The organism is Formosa algae (assembly GCF_001439665.1).
Classification (GTDB): Bacteria; Bacteroidota; Bacteroidia; order Flavobacteriales; family Flavobacteriaceae; genus Formosa; species Formosa algae.
The window spans coordinates 1-19,017 of record NZ_LMAK01000021.1; the positions used below are offsets into that span (position 1 = coordinate 1).

Annotated in this window: 16 protein-coding genes and 1 pseudogene; 12 read left to right on the plus strand and 5 right to left on the minus strand. The window is 33.5% G+C overall.

Annotation, left to right across the window (positions count from 1 at the left end; all coding sequences use genetic code 11):
• Positions 1-610: pseudogene (locus AST99_RS08300) on the plus strand (CDP-glycerol glycerophosphotransferase); the annotation flags it as partial.
• On the plus strand, positions 603-1,352 hold the full coding sequence (locus tag AST99_RS08305) for a glycosyltransferase family 2 protein (RefSeq protein ID WP_057781378.1): 750 nt from the start codon (positions 603-605) through the stop codon (positions 1,350-1,352). The pseudogene AST99_RS08300 and the gene AST99_RS08305, both read left to right, overlap by 8 nt.
• A 2-nt stretch (positions 1,353-1,354) precedes the next feature.
• Here the strand turns inward: AST99_RS08305 and AST99_RS08310 are convergent, their stop codons facing one another.
• Positions 1,355-2,113 carry a lipopolysaccharide kinase InaA family protein gene (locus AST99_RS08310; RefSeq protein WP_057781379.1) on the minus strand — a complete coding sequence of 253 codons (759 nt, stop codon included), beginning with the start codon at positions 2,111-2,113 and terminating at the stop codon, positions 1,355-1,357.
• Between the two features lie 104 nt (positions 2,114-2,217).
• Here AST99_RS08310 and AST99_RS08315 point away from each other — a divergent pair, with 104 nt between their 5' ends.
• From AST99_RS08315 to AST99_RS08330, 4 genes are all read left to right on the plus strand, one after another.
• A complete protein-coding gene (locus tag AST99_RS08315; protein WP_057781380.1) occupies positions 2,218-2,778 on the plus strand; it encodes an L-threonylcarbamoyladenylate synthase in 561 nt (186 codons plus the stop codon).
• 74 nt (positions 2,779-2,852) lie between these two features.
• A complete protein-coding gene (locus AST99_RS08320) occupies positions 2,853-4,274 on the plus strand; it encodes a CCA tRNA nucleotidyltransferase (RefSeq protein ID WP_057781381.1) in 1,422 nt (473 codons plus the stop codon).
• Positions 4,275-4,317: 43 nt separating this feature from the next.
• Positions 4,318-5,334 carry a COX15/CtaA family protein gene (locus tag AST99_RS08325; RefSeq protein ID WP_057781382.1) on the plus strand — a complete coding sequence of 339 codons (1,017 nt, stop codon included), beginning with the start codon at positions 4,318-4,320 and terminating at the stop codon, positions 5,332-5,334.
• Between the two features lie 37 nt (positions 5,335-5,371).
• Positions 5,372-5,890, plus strand: coding sequence for an IS1096 element passenger TnpR family protein (locus AST99_RS08330; RefSeq protein ID WP_057781383.1), 519 nt, complete (start codon positions 5,372-5,374; stop codon positions 5,888-5,890).
• On the opposite strand, the gene AST99_RS08335 is transcribed toward AST99_RS08330, so the two are convergent.
• Positions 5,891-6,952, minus strand: a complete 1,062-nt coding sequence (locus tag AST99_RS08335; protein WP_057781384.1) for a hypothetical protein — start codon at positions 6,950-6,952, stop codon at positions 5,891-5,893.
• Between the two features lie 96 nt (positions 6,953-7,048).
• Here AST99_RS08335 and AST99_RS08340 point away from each other — a divergent pair, with 96 nt between their 5' ends.
• The 4 genes from AST99_RS08340 to uvrB are packed head-to-tail and all read left to right on the plus strand — an operon-like array spanning position 7,049 to position 13,633.
• Positions 7,049-7,945, plus strand: a complete 897-nt coding sequence (locus AST99_RS08340; RefSeq protein WP_083495645.1) for an ABC transporter ATP-binding protein — start codon at positions 7,049-7,051, stop codon at positions 7,943-7,945.
• Positions 7,946-7,961: 16 nt separating this feature from the next.
• Positions 7,962-8,786: an ABC transporter permease gene (locus tag AST99_RS08345; protein ID WP_057781386.1), complete on the plus strand. Its 825-nt coding sequence runs from the start codon at positions 7,962-7,964 to the stop codon at positions 8,784-8,786.
• 38 nt (positions 8,787-8,824) lie between these two features.
• Positions 8,825-11,572, plus strand: a complete 2,748-nt coding sequence (locus AST99_RS08350) for a T9SS type B sorting domain-containing protein (RefSeq protein WP_057781387.1) — start codon at positions 8,825-8,827, stop codon at positions 11,570-11,572.
• 57 nt (positions 11,573-11,629) lie between these two features.
• A complete protein-coding gene (gene uvrB, locus AST99_RS08355; RefSeq protein WP_057781388.1) occupies positions 11,630-13,633 on the plus strand; it encodes an excinuclease ABC subunit UvrB in 2,004 nt (667 codons plus the stop codon).
• Here uvrB and AST99_RS08360 read toward each other — a convergent pair whose 3' ends face one another.
• A complete protein-coding gene (locus AST99_RS08360; RefSeq protein ID WP_057781389.1) occupies positions 13,634-14,035 on the minus strand; it encodes a hypothetical protein in 402 nt (133 codons plus the stop codon).
• A 357-nt stretch (positions 14,036-14,392) separates the two neighbouring features.
• On the opposite strand from AST99_RS08360, the gene AST99_RS08365 reads away from it, so the two are divergent.
• Positions 14,393-14,740: a DUF1456 family protein gene (locus tag AST99_RS08365; RefSeq protein ID WP_057781390.1), complete on the plus strand. Its 348-nt coding sequence runs from the start codon at positions 14,393-14,395 to the stop codon at positions 14,738-14,740.
• Positions 14,741-14,780: 40 nt separating this feature from the next.
• On the opposite strand, the gene sucC is transcribed toward AST99_RS08365, so the two are convergent.
• On the minus strand, positions 14,781-15,971 hold the full coding sequence (sucC, locus tag AST99_RS08370; protein ID WP_057781391.1) for an ADP-forming succinate--CoA ligase subunit beta: 1,191 nt from the start codon (positions 15,969-15,971) through the stop codon (positions 14,781-14,783).
• A gap of 179 nt (positions 15,972-16,150) precedes the next feature.
• On the opposite strand from sucC, the gene lysA reads away from it, so the two are divergent.
• The gene (gene lysA, locus AST99_RS08375; protein ID WP_057781392.1) at positions 16,151-17,356 is read left to right on the plus strand and encodes a diaminopimelate decarboxylase; all 1,206 of its coding nucleotides are present in this window, start codon (positions 16,151-16,153) and stop codon (positions 17,354-17,356) included.
• A gap of 75 nt (positions 17,357-17,431) precedes the next feature.
• Here lysA and nadB read toward each other — a convergent pair whose 3' ends face one another.
• Complete coding sequence (gene nadB, locus AST99_RS08380; protein ID WP_057781393.1) at positions 17,432-19,009, minus strand: L-aspartate oxidase; 1,578 nt, start codon at positions 19,007-19,009, stop codon at positions 17,432-17,434.
• Between the last annotated feature and the right edge of the window lie 8 nt (positions 19,010-19,017).

Sequence of the window (19,017 nt, forward strand, 5' to 3'; positions counted from 1 at the left end):
TATGATAGCCTCTACATTTACAGAACGTTTGAGTTTAGCTTTTAACGACGATGTTTATCAAGAAATTAAACGCTTATCATTAGATGGAACTTTCAACTTTATCATGGTATTACACCCTAAATTACCAGAACATATCGTTGAAAAATGGCAAGCATTAAACAACGAGAACTTTGTTTTTCATAACACCACAGATTTAGTGCCTCTGTATAAGCAAGCAGATATTATGTTTGCAGATACGACTTCTGCGATTCAAGAATTTTTACTGCAGGAGAAACCAGTCGTTGCATTTAACCATACGTTTGAACATAATTATTTAATTCACACACATCAAGCTAGTGAATTAGAATCTGCATTTCATGTAGCCTTAAACCCATCTAAAGAATTAATAAAAAACATTCAATTTTTCATTAAAGATTTACACCCCTATTCTGATGGAAAATCTAGTGCCCGCGTCATAGACGCAACCATTTCATTTTTACATGCCGACAAAAGGTATTTAAAACGAAAACCATTAAATTTAATCCGTAAATATAAAATCCGTAAACTTTTAAATTATTTTACTTTTAAAAGTTACAACAGCCCCTATACCATACCTACACAACATGACTAAAATTACAGCAATTATTCCTACTGGAAATGAAATTCATAATATTGAAGCTGTTATTGCATCTGTAAATTTTGCAGATGAAATATTAGTTGTAGATAGTTTTAGTACCGACGGCACCTACGATGTCGCAAAAAAACTAGCTACAAAAGTTATCCGAAGAGAATACGAATACTCTGCTTCACAAAAAAATTGGGCCATTCCGCAAGCTAAGCACGAATGGATTTTATTGGTTGATGCCGACGAACGTGTGACTCCAGAATTAAAAGCTGAAATTTTAAACACCCTTAAAAACCCAAAAGATGTTGCCTATTGGATAGGACGAATGAACCACTTTATGGGCGAACGCGTACATTACAGTGGTTGGAGAAACGATAAAGTAATTCGTCTTTTTAAACGCGATTTATGTGCGTATGAAGACAAGCATGTACATGCCGAAATAAAAGTAAACGGATCTATAGGTAAGCTAGAACACAAATTTTACCACAACACATACATTACTTTCGATAAGTATTTAGAAAAGATGAATCGCTATGCATGGTGGCAAGCTAAAGATTACGATAAAAAAACAGGAAAACTAACACCTTACCATTTTGTTATAAAGCCATTTTGGGGATTCTTTAAGCACTATATTATACAAGCCGGTTTTAGAGACGGTCTTGTAGGTTTTACTATTGGGACCATACAAGCTTATGTTATTTTTATGAGGTATATCAAGCTTTGGTTATTAAGAAAAAACAGAGTATAAGCTTAATGCTTCCAAAATTTTAATTTCTTTTTTAATAGTTTTTTGTTTTCAGCTTTTTCTTGAAAAGCTTCAGTTTCCATCCACATTAAACTAAAAATGGCATTAAAATTTTCACCAGAAACTTTAGCATATTCATCACTCATTGTTTTCACCATAGATTTATGAGTCGTTAATCTTGAAAAGTTTTTAATACGCTCTTCAAAAGTTAATGGTTTAAATTCCATTCTATTTAAATCTACAAGGTAAAATTCATACCCATCCCCCACTTTTTTAATTAAAGTGTTACCAGGAGAATGATCTAAAAACTTAATTTCACTTTCATGAAGTTTGTAAGTAAATCTGGTAAATGCGCGTAAAATGGCCTCATGATCGGGATAATTTAAATCGCGTGTAAGCTCTCTATACGTTAAATCGCACTCTAATTGTGCACTAACATAATAACTCTTTTTAAATAAAGATGGAGTGGTAAACTCGTAATATGCAATAGGCTCTGGCGTATTAATACCTAAGCTCTTAAGTTTAGACGCATACTCGTAAGACCGCTGTGCTTTGCTTTTTCTAAAAAATTTATAAGCAATTTGATTCACGATATTGGGAACCTTAAACGACTTAATATTAATAGTATCTCCATTAAGATTAAATAGTTTTAGGGCATTGCGTTTTTGATTACCAAAATTGGTTCCTTTTGTATCAAAATTAATAATACAATCTGTTAGGAATTCCTGAGCGCTTAAATAGTTTTTATTTACCACGTATTTCATAGCGCAAAATTACAATTACTTTTTTGCTTTTAATAACAATTGATTCGTATTTAAAATTGTTTTGGTTTCTTTGCATTTTAAATTACACCGCTAATTAAAGTATTATGAATACAGAAATAAAAAATGCACTAACCGTTCTTAAAGCTGGCGGACTTATACTCTACCCTACAGATACAGTTTGGGGAATTGGTTGCGATGCGTCTAATCCAGAAGCCGTTAAAAAAATATTTCAGCTTAAAAAACGAGAAGACAGCAAAGCTTTAATTTGTTTAGTAGCAGACGATAGAATGCTCAATAAATATGTAAAAAAAATACCTGAGGCCGCTTTTAGTATTTTCGATATTCACGAAGAACCTGTTACAATTATTTACGACGAACCTCAAAATTTAGCTCAAAATTTAATTGCAGAAGACAACACCATAGCCATTCGTATTCCAGATGATGAGTTTTGTTTTCAATTAATGCGCAGATTTAATGGGGCTATTGTCTCAACATCAGCGAATGTAAGTGGTTATCCAACTCCAAAATCATTTAAAGAAATAGCTCCCGATATTTTAAAAGGTGTAGACTATGTCGTAAATTTGCACCACGAAAAAAAGAACACAAAACCGTCGTCTATTATTAAATTAAGCAACAATGGTATTGTAAAAGTGATAAGAGAGTAACATCTCAAATTTCAAGAACCAAATCTCAAACTACACATGTTGGAATTTGGAATTTGTAAATTGGAATTTTATAAATGAATTACAAAGCAGCATTACAGAACCCAATATTTAAAATAATTTCGCAATCCGCTAAAACGCTTCAATTAGACAGCTATGTTATTGGAGGGTTTGTTCGCGATTTTATATTAGATCGTGGCTCGGCAAAAGACATCGATATTGTTGCCATTGGTAGCGGTATAGAACTTGCCAGAGAAGTCGCTAAAAACTTACCTAATAAACCTAAAGTTCAAGTCTTTAAAACCTATGGCACAGCCATGTTACGTTATAATGATATTGAGATCGAATTTGTAGGAGCCAGAAAAGAATCTTATAATGAAGACAGCAGAAATCCTGTCGTTGAAAATGGTACGTTAGAAGACGACCAAAACCGACGCGATTTCACCATTAATGCGCTGGCCTTAGATTTAAATGAAGACCGTTTTGGTAATCTTTTAGATCCGTTTAATGGAATTCAAGATTTAGAACAAAAAATAATTCGCACACCACTTAACCCAGATATTACGTATAGTGACGATCCGCTTCGTATGATGCGTGCAATAAGATTCGCAACACAATTAAATTTTGAAATTGAAGCAGAATCTTTAAATGCCATTACACGAAATAGTCACCGTTTAGACATTATCACTAAAGAGCGTATTATTGTTGAATTAAATAAAATTCTAGAAAGCAAAGTGCCATCTATCGGATTTTTATTACTAGAACAAACAAATCTATTAAGTTACATCCTTCCTGAAATTACGGCATTAAAAGGCATTGATGAAGTTGAGGGGCAACGCCATAAAGATAATTTTTATCACACTCTAGAAGTGGTAGATAATATTTCTGAACACACAGATAACGTTTGGTTACGTTGGGCTGCATTACTGCATGATATAGGAAAAGCTCCAACTAAAAAGTTTAGCAAAAAAGTAGGTTGGACCTTTCACGGACATGAATTTGAAGGTTCTAAAATGGCGTATCGCTTATTTAAGCGTTTAAAAATGCCATTGAATGATAAAATGAAATTTGTTCAGAAAATGGTACTCATGAGTTCAAGACCTATTGTTTTAGCTCAAGATATTGTAACAGATTCTGCCGTTAGACGTTTAATTTTTGATGCTGGAGAAGATGTTGAAGATTTAATGACTCTTTGCGAAGCAGATATTACGACCAAGAATCCAAAGAAATTTAAAAAATACCACAACAATTTTAAAATTGTAAGAGATAAGATTGTTGAAGTAGAAGCTCGCGACCATGTTCGTAATTTCCAACCACCAATTTCTGGAGAAGAAATTATGAATACGTTTAATTTAAAACCATCAAGAGAAATCGGGATTATAAAAGATGCGATTAAAGAAGCTATTTTAGAAGGTGAAATCCCTAACGAATACGATGCTGCCTTTAATTTAATGTTGAAAACAGGACATAAATTAGGATTGGTAGCTGCTAAAGCTTAATCAGTAAGAAAGTAAAGTCTCAAAAATTAATAAACTTTTGGTTATGAAAACTAAAGACAGCAAAAACGTTATATATTGGTTATTAACGGGATGTTTTTTAATCTTTATTATGGTTATTATTGGCGGAATTACGCGCCTAACAGATTCAGGACTTTCTATATCAAACTATAAACTCCTAACAGGAACTATTCCGCCAATTGGAGACGCAGAATGGCAAGACGCTTTTGAATTGTATCAGCAACATCCAGAGTTTAAACATTACAACTCTCATTTTACCATAAGCGATTTTAAAAGCATTTACTTTTGGGAATGGTTGCACCGTCTTATTGGCCGTATGATAGGTTTAGTATTCTTTTTCCCATTTGTTTATTTTTTAATTACTAAACAGCTCACGAAATCAACTATAAAAAAATGTATCGTTTTACTTGGTTTAGGTGGTTTTCAAGGCTTTTTAGGTTGGTATATGGTTAAAAGTGGATTGGTAGACATGCCAGACGTAAGTCATTTTAGACTAGCAGCACACTTAACCGCAGCCTTTTTAACTTTTGCAGCAACACTTTGGGTGGCTTTAGATTTAATTTACCCTACTAAAAAACAAGTTAATACTAAGTACAGAAACCTGATTATCGTAACCTATATCGTGTTGTTAATTCAGATTATATATGGCGCATTTATTGCAGGTTTAAAAGCTGGTTTATTACATAACCATTGGCCATTAATGAACGATGGTAAGTTTATACACCCGAGTGTTTACGCTTTCGATTCTTTTACGGCAAACATATTAGAAAACCCTAGTGGTATTCAATTTGTACACAGAATGCTTGCCATTGTAGTAGTCTCTCTAATTGTATTTTTGTGGTATAAATCTAAACCATTACAATTAACTAGTAATCAAAAAAAGGCGATTAATGCCTTATTAATCTTAGTCGTTTTTCAGTTCTTATTAGGCGTATTCACACTTATACTATACGTTCCTGTATGGCTAGGTGTTTTACATCAAGTAGGTGCATTTTTCTTATTAACAGCTATGACATTTAAGCTACATCGCTTTAGCAAGTAATCATAAAAATAGTATATTTGACCTTTAATTTTTCAGCATGATTTATAGATTTAGAATTATCTTAGACAACGATACAGAAGAGGATGTATTCCGCGATTTAGAAATTCGTAACGACGATACATTAGAAGATTTACACAATATTATCACCCAAGCTTTTGGTTTTGATGGTAATGAAATGGCATCATTTTACGTGAGTGATGACGAATGGAATCAAGGTGAAGAATTCTCTTTATTCGATTTAAGCGACGGGCAGGAATCTGTTAGTTTGATGAACTCAACTAAGCTTAATAGCATTTTACATAGTGAACAAACTAAGCTTATTTATGTTTACGACTTCTTTAATATGTGGACATTCTTTGTTGAACTCGCTGAAATAGTAGACGTTGTTGAAGGTGTAGATTACCCGAACTTAATGTTTGTACATGGTCAAATTCCAGATGAAGTTCCTGAAAGAAACTTCGAGTCGGATGACGACCTTGATGATTTTGACGAATTTGATGACGACCTAGACTTAGACGATTACGACAATTTAGATTTCGACGAAAACTGGAATTAACTACATTAGTTTTTTCATGTTTACGTCTTCGTAATTACGTTTTACAAAGTCTAATCCATGTTTTAAAATTTCGCCCATACTTTCGCTATGTCTAAAATTCATATCTAAAGTATAGTTATAAATTATAGATCCTAATTGCTCTACATTTTCTTGAGATGATATTTTATCATGTATCATGCAATCAATTAGCTTATTAAGGCGTTTTTTATAACTAATAACACGTTTTGCGATGATAGAACGTTCCTCTACCTTGTATTGGTCTATAGATGTATCGCTAATTTTTTCCTTAACCAACTGAACCATATCACGATTTTCTTTAAAAAATTGCGGACGGTAAATATTAAATTTTCCTTCGTAACATTGCTGATCAAAATCTATGGCACGCACTTTATATACAATCTGATCAAAATCGTGCGTAGGAATTACCACATAATTGTAAGAACGCATATCTCCTAAAAGACGAATCATACAGCGTTCATTAAACTTTACAAATTCTTTAGCGATTTGCGATTTCTCTGAAGACGTACAATTGGGTAACATATCTTTTATAAACACATCGCCAGGAATTCCAGCAATATGCTCTTCAATTAATGTATCTCTATATACCAAAAAGTTAAGACTATTTGGAGATAACATATGCTCCAATTCTAATCCGTATACACGAGAGGCATCCGCTTTTTTAATATAAAAATGGGTATAGTTATCATTTAAAATATTACGGACTTTAATACGAAAGGGTTGCGAATTTCCGAATGTGCAAAAGTCTATACAATCTACACTTAAAAATTGAAAAATCTTTTCGTTACCATCAGATACCAAATTAGAATACACACGTTTTAGTGATAAATCTATTTCCTCGCGCTCATAATCGTTATAATATACGCGGAGCCAAAGTGTGTCTTCATCGTCTTTATCATACACATTTATAGCACCTTGAAAACGCAATAAATCATCATAAAAAATAGGGAGTTCAAAATTCCTATTATATTCAGATAGATAGTGATCTAACTTTTCTGTAATAGGAAATGACGGCTTCTTCTTTGATATTTTTAAATCATCCATAAATACAAAATTACTCAATTTTAAGCTTTTATTTAGTAGCTTGTAACAAATTTAATTGATATTCGTCTTACTAATATAACCACAAAACCATCCATTTTGGCAGGCATACTCACAATTCACAATCTTACAAAGAAATTCGGTGCTCTTACAGCAGTTAATAATCTATCATTCACTATTAAAAAAGGCAATGTTTACGGCATTTTAGGTCCTAACGGTAGTGGTAAATCTACCACATTAGGTATTGTTTTAAATGTTGTTAATAAAACGTCTGGCGATTTTAGTTGGTTTGGTGGAGACATTTCTACACACGATGCTTTAAAGAAAGTAGGAGCTATTATCGAGCGTCCTAATTTTTATCCGTACATGACGGCAGAGCAAAATTTAAAATTAGTATGTAAAATTAAAGGCATAGACTTTAGTAAAATTGAAGAAAAATTAGACGTTGTTGGTCTATTAGATAGAAAAAACAGCAAATTCCAAACCTTTTCTTTAGGGATGAAACAACGTTTGGCGATTGCTTCTGCCCTATTAAACGATCCTGAAATTTTAATTTTAGACGAACCAACAAACGGTTTAGATCCGCAAGGGATTCATCAAATTAGAGAGATTATTAAGCAAATTGCCCAAAACGGAACAACTATTTTATTGGCTTCGCATTTATTAGATGAAGTTGAAAAAGTATGTACGCATGTGGTGGTGTTAAGAAAAGGTGTAAAATTATATTCTGGCCGCGTAGACGAAATGATTGCGAGTCACGGATTCTTTGAGCTAAAAGCAGAAAATGTCACAGCCTTAAAAACATTTTTAGAAACTAATGACACTTTCGGAACCATTACTGAAGATCATGGCGTTTTAAAAGTATTATTAAATGAACCCTTAGAAGCCTTAGAGCTAAACAAAATCTTATTTGAAAAAGGGATAGTGCTCTCTCATTTAGTGAAACGTAAACAAAGCCTAGAAGAACAATTTTTACAATTAACAGACAACCAATAAGCCAAAAATCAAAACTATGTTAAGACTTTTAAATTTAGAATTACAAAAACTTCTACTTAATCGCGCCAGTAAAGTATTGATTTTTATTTCATTTATTTTACCATTTACAGTACTAATATTATCTTCTATAAAAATTAACTTTTTCGGTTTATTCACCTTAGAACTAGGAGAATTAGGCATTTTTAATTTCCCTATTATTTGGCATATAACCACCTTTTTTGCATCGCAATTTAAATTTTTCTTTGCCATTGTTGTGGTGAGCATGATTGGTAACGAATACAGCAACAAAACCATAAAACAGAATTTAATAGACGGATTAAGTAAAAAAGAATTCATTTTATCTAAATTTTACACGATTGTATTTTTCTCCTTAATAGCAACTCTATTAATAGGTATTGCAACGTTGTGCATTGGTTTATACTATTCTAGCTACACAGAATTAAGCATTATTTTTAGAGAAACTAATTTTTTACTGGCCTATTTTGTAAAACTCGTTGGCTTTTTTAGTCTGTGTTTATGTCTAGCTATGCTTGTAAAACGTTCGGCTTTTGCATTGGGAGCGCTTTTTGTATTATATATTGTAGAGTGGATTATTTTTGGTGTTATGGCCTGGCAAACGGGCACAGAAACCGCAGAAAAAATTCAAGGATTCTTCCCGCTTAAATCTATGTACAATTTAATTAAGCAACCATTTCAGCGTGTTATGATAACTAAATTTCCGGATAAAACAGAAATGATGTACGATTATGCTGTTCACAGTTCGGATATAATCATTGTTTTGGTTTGGACTGCTATTTTTGTCTTTTTATCTCATAAATTGTTAATGAAAAGAGATTTATAATATATTTGGGAAACTAACAGCCAAGTTTCCCCTAATTCATGAAGTATTCTTTTATCGTTATTGCATGTTTAATGCATGGTTTCCTTTTTGCTCAATTTGAAGCTGCCAATTGGTATTTTGGCGAAAATGCTGGAATACATTTTAATTCCAGCACAGGTGAAGTCACTGCATTAACAGATGGTAAGATAAACACCTATGAGGGATCGTCTTCTATCTCAGATGAAGACGGTAACCTTTTATTTTACACAGATGGGACAACGGTATACAATAGAAATCATGAGGTGATGGAAAATGGTTATTTCCTATATGGAAATTCTTCCAGCACACAATCTGCAATTGTAGTCCCATTTCCTGGTAACGATAATTTATTTTACATTTTCACTGTAGACACGGTTATTAGTAATAGCGATACTAGCGAAGGATTTAACTATTCTATTGTAGATATAACTGAAAATGGTGGATTAGGAAGAGTTACTCTAAAAAACCAAAACCTTCTTTCTTATAGTTCAGAAAAACTAAGTGCTGTTGTAAGAGACTGCGAGACAGAATCTATTTGGGTTATAACATTATCTACCGCCACAGGTAACGACGATGGCTCCCAGTTTGACACGTTTTATGCTTATTCAATTAACGACCAAACTATAGATACTACACCGGTAAAATCCATTGTAATTTCTGGAGTTACAGAGCGTCGAGGCGCTTTAAAACTATCGCCAGATGGTACAAAATTAGTGAGTGCAAATGTCGGTGATGGTCTATTTTTATACGATTTCGATACAGATACTGGAACCGTTAGCAATCAGCAAGAACTTTCAATTAAAACCACAACAAGTAACCAATCTTACGGTGCAGAATTTTCTTCAAACAACAGATATTTATACATTCATGCCTCTAACGATTTTAATGGAAATGGATCAGACATTGCTTCAAATCACAGATCGTCTTTAATTCAATACGATATAGAAGCATTAAACATATCAGATTCGCAGGTTACTTTAGATAACAGAAATTTATTTAGAGGCGCTTTACAATTGGGTCCTGATGGAAAAATTTATAGAGCACTTGCATCTACATATGATATCGGATTACCGTATTTAGGTGTCATTGAAAACCCTAACGCTGCAGGAACAGATGCGAATTACAACCATAATGCTATCGATTTAGGCGGAAACAATTCTACCCAAGGCTTACCGCCATTCATTCAATCGTTTTTTAATCAGAAAATTGATATTATCCATGCTAGCGATGGCGTAGAAACGAGCATTTTACCGTTATGCGTTGGAGAGACTTATACCTTAAGAGCTGAAGAAATTACAAATGCCGATTACTATTGGACTTATAATGGCGACCAAATAGCAAATCAAACTGAGCCTTGGACCATGGAAGCAAACAAAGAAGGTGTTTACAGAGTACTAATCACTCCAGAAAGCGCTACAATTTGTGAGCTTATAGAAGGAGAAGCTTATGTTACTTTTTACGATATTCCAGTTGCCAACCCAACTTCTGATATAAACACCATTTGTGATGTTGGTAACGATGGAACTGAAACCATAGATTTAACCATCAATGAAGCTGAAACTCTTGGAAGTCAAAGCGACCAAGATTATCAAGTTGTATATTTTGAAACATTAGTTGATGCCGAATCGGATACCAATCAAATTTCAACGCCAAGCAACTATACAAACCTTTTTGAAGAACAAGATATTTATGCACGTGTTGAAAATCTGGGGAATACAAACTGTTATGCCGTTACATCCTTCACTATTAAATTAATCGGTACGCCTCAATTAGAAACACAAGATATTACACAATGCGATATGTCTTCCCCATATAATGACGGACTTACCATATTTAACTTAAACGATGCCGTTGTAAGCTTTGATACAGATGTGCTTTTTTACGACACTAACCCTGAAACAACATCTTCAGCCTCGCCAATTACATCGCCAAATGCGTTTGCCAATACTATAGAAAATCAAATAATCTATGTCCGTGCAACAAATACAAATACCGGATGTTATACAGACCAATCGTTCTCTTTAATCTCAATAGATGCAGAGATTACAATAGAAACAGCTTATTACTGTACAGACACCGAAGTTTATTTAAATGCTGGGGTATCTGCATCAGAAATGAATAATTACACCTACCAATGGCTCTTGAATGACACAGTAATATCGGGAGCAACAAGTTATGATTATAATGTATTCCCTAACGGAAGTTATAGTGTAGTTATTACAGACAAGACGACAAATTGCGTAGAATTAAAAACATATAATTTAGAAGAATCTGGTTCTGCTACCATCACAGATATTAAAGTTGAAGACCTTAGAGATATTAACACTGTTACAGTATCGACTACTGGTTTAGGAAATTATGAATACGCCTTATTTAAAGATGGTGATCCCTATACAGCTTACCAAAGCAGTAATTATTTTACAAATGTCTATCCAGGGCATTATATTGTAAAAGTTAAGGATGTAAAAAACAATTGTGGTATTTCTGAAGCAAATGTTGACATTCTAGGATTTCCAAAATTCTTCACACCTAATGGAGACGGCTACCACGACACTTGGAAAATAGATAATGAATCTCAAACTTTAGTTTTAAGATCTACAATCTTAATCTTTAACCGTTATGGCCAACTTGTAAAAGAATTAAGAACAACTGACGAAGGTTGGGATGGTACACAAAATGGAACACCATTGCCATCAGACGATTATTGGTTTACATTAACCTTAGAAGATGGCCGCACTTTTAAATCGCACTTTAGTTTAAAACGCTAAAAAAAACAGTCCGTTCACTTTTATTTTTCTTATGCACAAATTGTTTAAATTTGTAACATGCAATTTAAAATAAAATCAGAATTCGAGCCTACCGGAGATCAACCTGCTGCAATTAAACAATTAACGCATGGTATAAACTCCGACGAAAAGTTTCAGACCTTATTGGGAGTTACTGGCTCAGGAAAAACCTTTACCGTTGCTAACGTTATTCAAGAAGTACAACGCCCTACCCTAGTTTTAGCTCATAATAAAACTTTGGCAGCACAGTTGTATTCCGAATTTAAGCAGTTTTTTCCAGATAATGCAGTCGAGTATTTTGTATCCTACTACGACTATTATCAGCCTGAAGCTTATATTCCTGTTTCAGGAACCTATATAGAAAAAGATTTATCTATAAACGAAGAGATTGAAAAACTGCGTTTAAGCACCACCTCATCTTTATTATCTGGACGTCGCGACGTCTTAGTTGTCGCTTCAGTATCTTGTTTATACGGTATTGGAAACCCGGTAGAATTTCAGAAAAATGTAATATCATTAGAACGTGATCAGGTAATATCTCGTACTAAACTATTACACCGCTTGGTTCAAAGTTTGTATTCCAGAACCGAAGCAGAATTTAATCATGGAAGTTTCAGAATTAAAGGAGACACCGTAGATATTTTTCCGAGTTATGCAGATGATGCATTTCGTATTCACTTTTTTGGAGACGAAATTGAAGAAATCGAAGCCTTTAATGTGCAAACCAACGAAATCATTGAAAAATACGATCGTCTTACCATTTATCCTGCAAATATGTTTGTGACTTCTCCAGATGTACTTCAGGGTGCGATAAAAGATATTCAGGACGATTTGGTTAAGCAACACGATTATTTTAAAGACATCGGGAAGCATTTAGAAGCGAAACGTTTAAAAGAGCGTACCGAATTCGATTTAGAAATGATTCGAGAACTAGGATATTGTTCAGGTATTGAAAACTACTCGAGATATCTAGATGGCAGACAACCCGGCACAAGACCCTTCTGTTTACTAGATTATTTTCCAGACGATTTCTTAATGGTAGTCGACGAAAGTCACGTGACCATTTCTCAAGTACATGCGATGTATGGTGGAGATAGAAGTCGAAAGGAAAACTTAGTAGATTACGGGTTTAGATTACCCGCTGCAATGGATAATCGTCCATTAAAGTTTGAAGAGTTTGAAGCACTACAAAACCAAGTGATTTATGTGAGTGCTACACCAGCAGATTACGAATTACAAAAAAGTGATGGTGTGTATGTCGAGCAAATTATTCGTCCGACAGGACTCTTGGATCCTATTATTGAAGTGAGACCAAGTTTAAATCAAATAGACGATTTAATTGAAGAAATTCAGCAAAGAATTGAAAAAGACGAACGTACTTTAGTAACTACGCTTACTAAACGTATGGCAGAAGAGTTAACAAAATACTTAGACCGTATTCAAATTCGTTGTCGCTATATACACAGTGATGTAGATACTTTAGAGCGTGTAGAAATCATGCAAGATTTACGTAAGGGTTTATTTGATGTGCTAGTAGGTGTTAACTTATTACGTGAAGGTTTAGATTTACCAGAAGTGTCTTTAGTAGCTATTTTGGATGCCGATAAAGAAGGTTTTTTACGTTCTGAAAGGTCGCTAACACAAACCGTAGGTCGTGCCGCAAGAAACTTAAATGGAAAAGCAATTATGTATGCTGATAAGATTACTAAAAGTATGCAGAAAACGATAGATGAAACAGAATACAGACGCGAAAAACAAATTAATTACAATACGGCCCATAATATGGTGCCTAAAGCATTAAATAAAAGCTTAGACAGTGCTTTAGCAAAAAATTCGGTTAGCACGTATAGCTACGAACTAGAAGCCCTTAAAGCTGCCGAACCAGAAAGTGAGTATTTAACAAAACCGCAATTAGAACAAAATATTAGAGATCGCCGAAAATTAATGGAAGCTGCTGCAAAAGATTTAGACTTTATGCAAGCTGCGAAATTTAGAGACGAGATTAAACAGTATCAAGACAAACTCGATCAGTTAAAACAGTAATTAGTTATACTGTACTTTAAAAATATCTATTAATACATCTGGTGGCACAATTTTATTAGGGAAACCATCCATTAAGTATAAGACTTTGTTTATAGATTCATGACTTAAGCCCATACGTAGTCCAAAGTTAAAAAGTTTTACAACTTCTTTTTCACTACGTTCGCTATCTAAGTTCATTAACAACACGAGACGATGAAATTGTACTATGCGTTCGCTATAAGACTCAATATGTTTATAAGCAATTGGATGCTTCATAAGGTATTCAAAATCTTCTCTTGAAATATCTAGTTGCTGAGATACTCCTAACAGAAAATTGTACTCAATAGTTTTTATCTTGTCATCTGTTTTAGCAAAAGCAATCATTTCTGACAATAAACTTAATTTTTCTACACGATTTATCATATTTGAGGGAGTAAAAATTATTAATATTATAAAGTTAATTATAATAGATATTTTATAATCGTAGATATAATGTAACTTGTCGAAAAATCGCTTGTATTTAGTCGATAATTATGATGCGTTTACCCATGTTAACACATTTAAAACATGAGAGTTACAACCTAACCCTTATGTTTTTATAGTATTTTTAACATTAAAAAACGCTTTATAACACACTGATTAACAAGTAAGTAATCACGTTCATTTTTTATAAAAACTAAAGGATAAAACCTGTAAAAAATGCACAAAAATTGAAAAAACAACCTAAAATCTAAAAGCGATAGGTTTTTAGAAAAACTTTGAATAAAAAAATAAAGAGATATGACAAATAATGATGTTCTTAAAAAATTACGTGTCGCATTAAAATTAAGAGATGATGATATTGTTAAGATTTTAGAATTGGTAGATTTTAGAATCAGTAAAAGTGAATTGGGTGCCTTTTTTAGAAAAGAAGACCATCCAAAATACATGGAATGTGGCGATCAGATTTTAAGAAACTTTTTAAACGGTTTAGTAATTCACTTACGTGGTCCTTTACCTAAGAAAATTTCGTCTACAACCAATGACGAAAAGAAGTCTGTTAAAAAGAAAAATGATGGCAAAAAGACGGCTTCTAAAAAATCAGAAACCCACAAAACAGCATCAAAGAAAAAAGCGTCTAACTCTTAAGTTAGACGCTTTAATTTTATTATAGTATCTTAAGTTTAGACTAAGCTAATACTTGTTGTACTTTATCTGCAGCTTCTTGGAATTGAGTAGCACTCATAACGTCCAATCCAGAATTATCGATTAATTCTTTCGCGATATCTGCATTTGTTCCTTGTAAACGTACAATAATTGGCACATTGATATTACCCATGTTTTTATAAGCATCAATAACACCTTGAGCAACTCTGTCGCAACGTACAATACCTCCAAATATGTTAATAAGGATTGCTTTTACGTTAGGGTCTTTTAAGATAATTTTAAAAGCAGCTTCTACACGAGCAGCATCAGCAGTACCTCCAACATCTAAAAAGTTAGCTGGCTCACCACCTGCTTGTTTAATTAAATCCATAGTAGCCATTGCTAAACCAGCACCGTTAACCATACATCCAACGTTTCCGTCTAAATCTACATAGTTTAATCCTAGTTCTCCTGCTTCAACTTCAATAGCACTTTCTTCACGTATGTCACGTAAAGCTAAATAATCTTTATGTCTGTACATTGCATTATCGTCAATAGTAACTTTAGCATCTACAGCAAGGATATTATTATCGCTAGTTTTTAAAACTGGGTTAATTTCAAATAAAGAAGCGTCAGACTTTACATAAGCTGTATACAGGTTAGTAACGAATTTAGTCATTTCTTTAAATGCGTTTCCAGATAATCCTAAATTAAAAGCAACACGTCTTGCTTGGAAAGGTAAAATACCTACAGCAGGATCTATTTCTTCAGTAAAAATTAAATGCGGAGTTTCTTCTGCAACAGTTTCAATATCCATTCCACCTTCAGTAGAATACATAATCATATTACGTCCAGTACCACGGTTTAATAATACAGATACGTAAAATTCGTCTGTTTCAGTTTCTCCAGGGTAGTATACATCTTCAGCAATTAATACTTGATGTACTCTTTTACCTTCTGCAGATGTTTGTGGTGTAACAAGATCCATTCCTATAATCTCACCAGAAATTCTTTCTACTTCTTCTAGACTTTTGGCTAATTTTACGCCTCCACCTTTACCACGTCCACCAGCGTGAACTTGTGCTTTAACAACAAACCAGCTAGTTCCTGTCTCTGTTGTTAATTCTTTTGCAGCGTCAACAGCTTCTTGAGCATTTTGTGCTACTTTTCCGCGTTGTATGCGTACGCCAAAACTATTTAAAATTTCTTTTGCTTGATATTCGTGTAAGTTCATTAGTATTTTAATTTATTGCCTCACAAATGTAAACAACCAATATGTTTTAACCAATATTTTTTACCATCTAATCCATTATATTATTAATACTCTATTCTTTTCTTTGTTTTTTTGGCAAATAATAGGTCTTAAACTGACAAAAACTTTATAGATTAGCGGCGAATTTAATTTATCATAAAATGAATAATAACACTTTATTAAAAATTGCAAGCGACTTTGGTAGTCCGGTGTATGTGTATGACTCTGAAAAAATAGTTTCTCAATATAAACGTTTAACTTCTGCATTTAATAAGGTGAAACAGGTCAAGGTTAATTATGCTGTTAAAGCATTATCTAACCTTTCTATCCTGAAATTAATGAAAACACTTGGTGCTGGACTTGATACTGTGTCTATCCAGGAAGTGCAATTGGGCTTAAAAGCAGGCTTTTCTGCAGATCAAATTATATTTACACCTAATGGCGTATCTCTAGAAGAAATTGAAGAAGCGTCTAAATTAGGGGTACAAATTAATATAGACAACCTTTCTATTTTAGAGCAATTTGGTACTAAGCATCCTAAAGTTCCTGTTTGTATTCGTATTAATCCGCATGTTATGGCTGGAGGTAATGCTAATATTTCTGTTGGACATATCGATTCTAAATTCGGAATCTCTGTACATCAAATTCCACATATCTTACGTATCGTAGAAAACACAGGTATGCATATTAACGGAATTCACATGCATACAGGAAGTGATATTTTAGATATTGATGTCTTTTTATATGCTAGTGAAATTTTATTTGATACCGCTAAACATTTTAAAGACTTAGAGTTTTTAGATTTTGGATCTGGTTTTAAAGTTCCTTATTCTAAAGGTGACATTGAAACGAACATTGAAGAGTTTGGAACGAAATTATCTAAACGTTTTAATGAATTTTGTAAAGAGTACGGAAAAGAATTAACCTTAGGTTTTGAACCTGGTAAATTTTTAGTGAGCGAATCTGGTGTGTTTTTAGCAAAAGTAAATGCTGTAAAACAAACAACATCTACAGTGTTTGCACAAATAGATACTGGTTTTAATCACTTAATTAGACCAATGCTTTACGGATCTCAGCATGTCATTACAAACATATCTAATACAAAAGGGCGTGAGCGTTTCTATTCTGTAGTAGGATATATTTGTGAGACTGACACATTTGCAAACAACCGTAGAATAAATGAGATTGCAGATGGCGATATTTTATGTTTCAGCAATGCAGGTGCATATTGCTACTCTATGGCCTCTAACTATAATTCGCGTTTCCGTCCTGCCGAAGTCTTATGGCATAAAGACAAAGCGTTGTTAATTAGAGAGCGTGAAACCTTCGATGATATTATAAGAAATCAAGTAGAAGTTACTTTATAACACAAAAAAGCGTTAACCTAAACAGTTAACGCTTTTTTTATATACTATACTAAAAGGAAAGATTCCTGTTATATTTTAGTTTGATTCTATTAAATCTGAATTGTAAAAACCACCCATATTTGTTTTTCGTTTTTCAGATTGCTCTACTATTAAATTTGCTATCGTATTTAAATTACGAAGTTCACAAATCTGAACAGACAATTTAGATCCTACATATAAATCTTGCGTAGAATCTTCAACATAACGCAAATGCTTAGAAGCCTCTTTAAGTTTGCTATTCGTTCTAACAATAGCTACTAAATCAGACATAATATGCTGAATGGTATTTCTATAATGCGTGATTAAAATAAGTTCTTTTGGTGTAGATGTTCCATCATCATTCCAATCTGGAGCATTTACATTTACAGGTTTAACCTCATCAACATTATCAATAATATGATCTGCTATGTGATTAGCATACACTAAAGCTTCTAATAAAGAATTTGAAGCTAAACGATTTGCACCATGCAAGCCTGTACTTGTACATTCGCCTGCAGCATATAAATCTTCTATAGTAGTCTCTCCATGCGTATTCACTTCTACACCTCCACAAGCGTAATGACAAGCAGGCACGACCGGAATCATATGTTTTCTGATATCAATTCCGATACCAATACATTTTTCATTTATGTTTGGAAAATGTTTTATAAAAGCATCGTAATCTAAATGCGTACAATCTAAATATACATGACGCTCTCCAGTGGTATGAATTTCGTTATCTATAGCTCTAGCTACAATATCTCTAGGCGCTAATTCGCAACGCTCATCTATAGCGAGCATAAAACGTTCACCCTTTTTATTTTTAAGGTAAGCTCCAAATCCACGAACAGCTTCAGAAATTAAAAAAGACGGACTCTGTTCGGGTTCAAAAAGTGCTGTAGGATGAAACTGTACAAATTCCATATCTTTAATATTAGCCAAAGCACGGTAAGCCATAGCAATACCATCTCCAGTTGCAATTAAAGGATTGGTGGTCGATGCATATACTTGCCCTATTCCGCCAGCACATAAAATGGTTTTACCAGCAATATAAGGCTCTATAGCATTAGTCTTCTGGTTCATGATATATGCTCCATAACACCTAATAGCATGAGCATCTCCTTCAGGATCTTTTAACTGATGGTCGGTAATTAAATCAATCCCAAAATGATAAGGCAACACTTTGATATTCTCTAAACTAGCAACTTGTTCTAAAAGTGTACGCTCTATTTCAAAGCCTGTTATATCTTTATGATGAATGATACGATGTGCGGAATGCCCACCTTCTTTGCCTAAGTCAAATTCTCCTGTATGATTAAAATCGAAATCTGCTCCCCAAGACATGAGTTGTCTCATGCAGCCTGGTGCTTCTTCTACCACCATTTTTACAACTTTGGGATCGTTATGATATTCTCCCGCAATCATGGTGTCTTTAATATGATCTTCAAAAGAATCTAATTTATCCCAAACAACAGCAATTCCACCTTGCGCATATTTGGTATTCGATTCACTTTTATTGGCTTTAGTAACTACTAAAATTTCTTTATTTGGTAAAGATTTTGCCAAACGAATGGCTGTAGTTAGGCCAGCAACTCCTGATCCTAATATTAAGTAATCTGTATTATATTGACTCATTTTTCGTC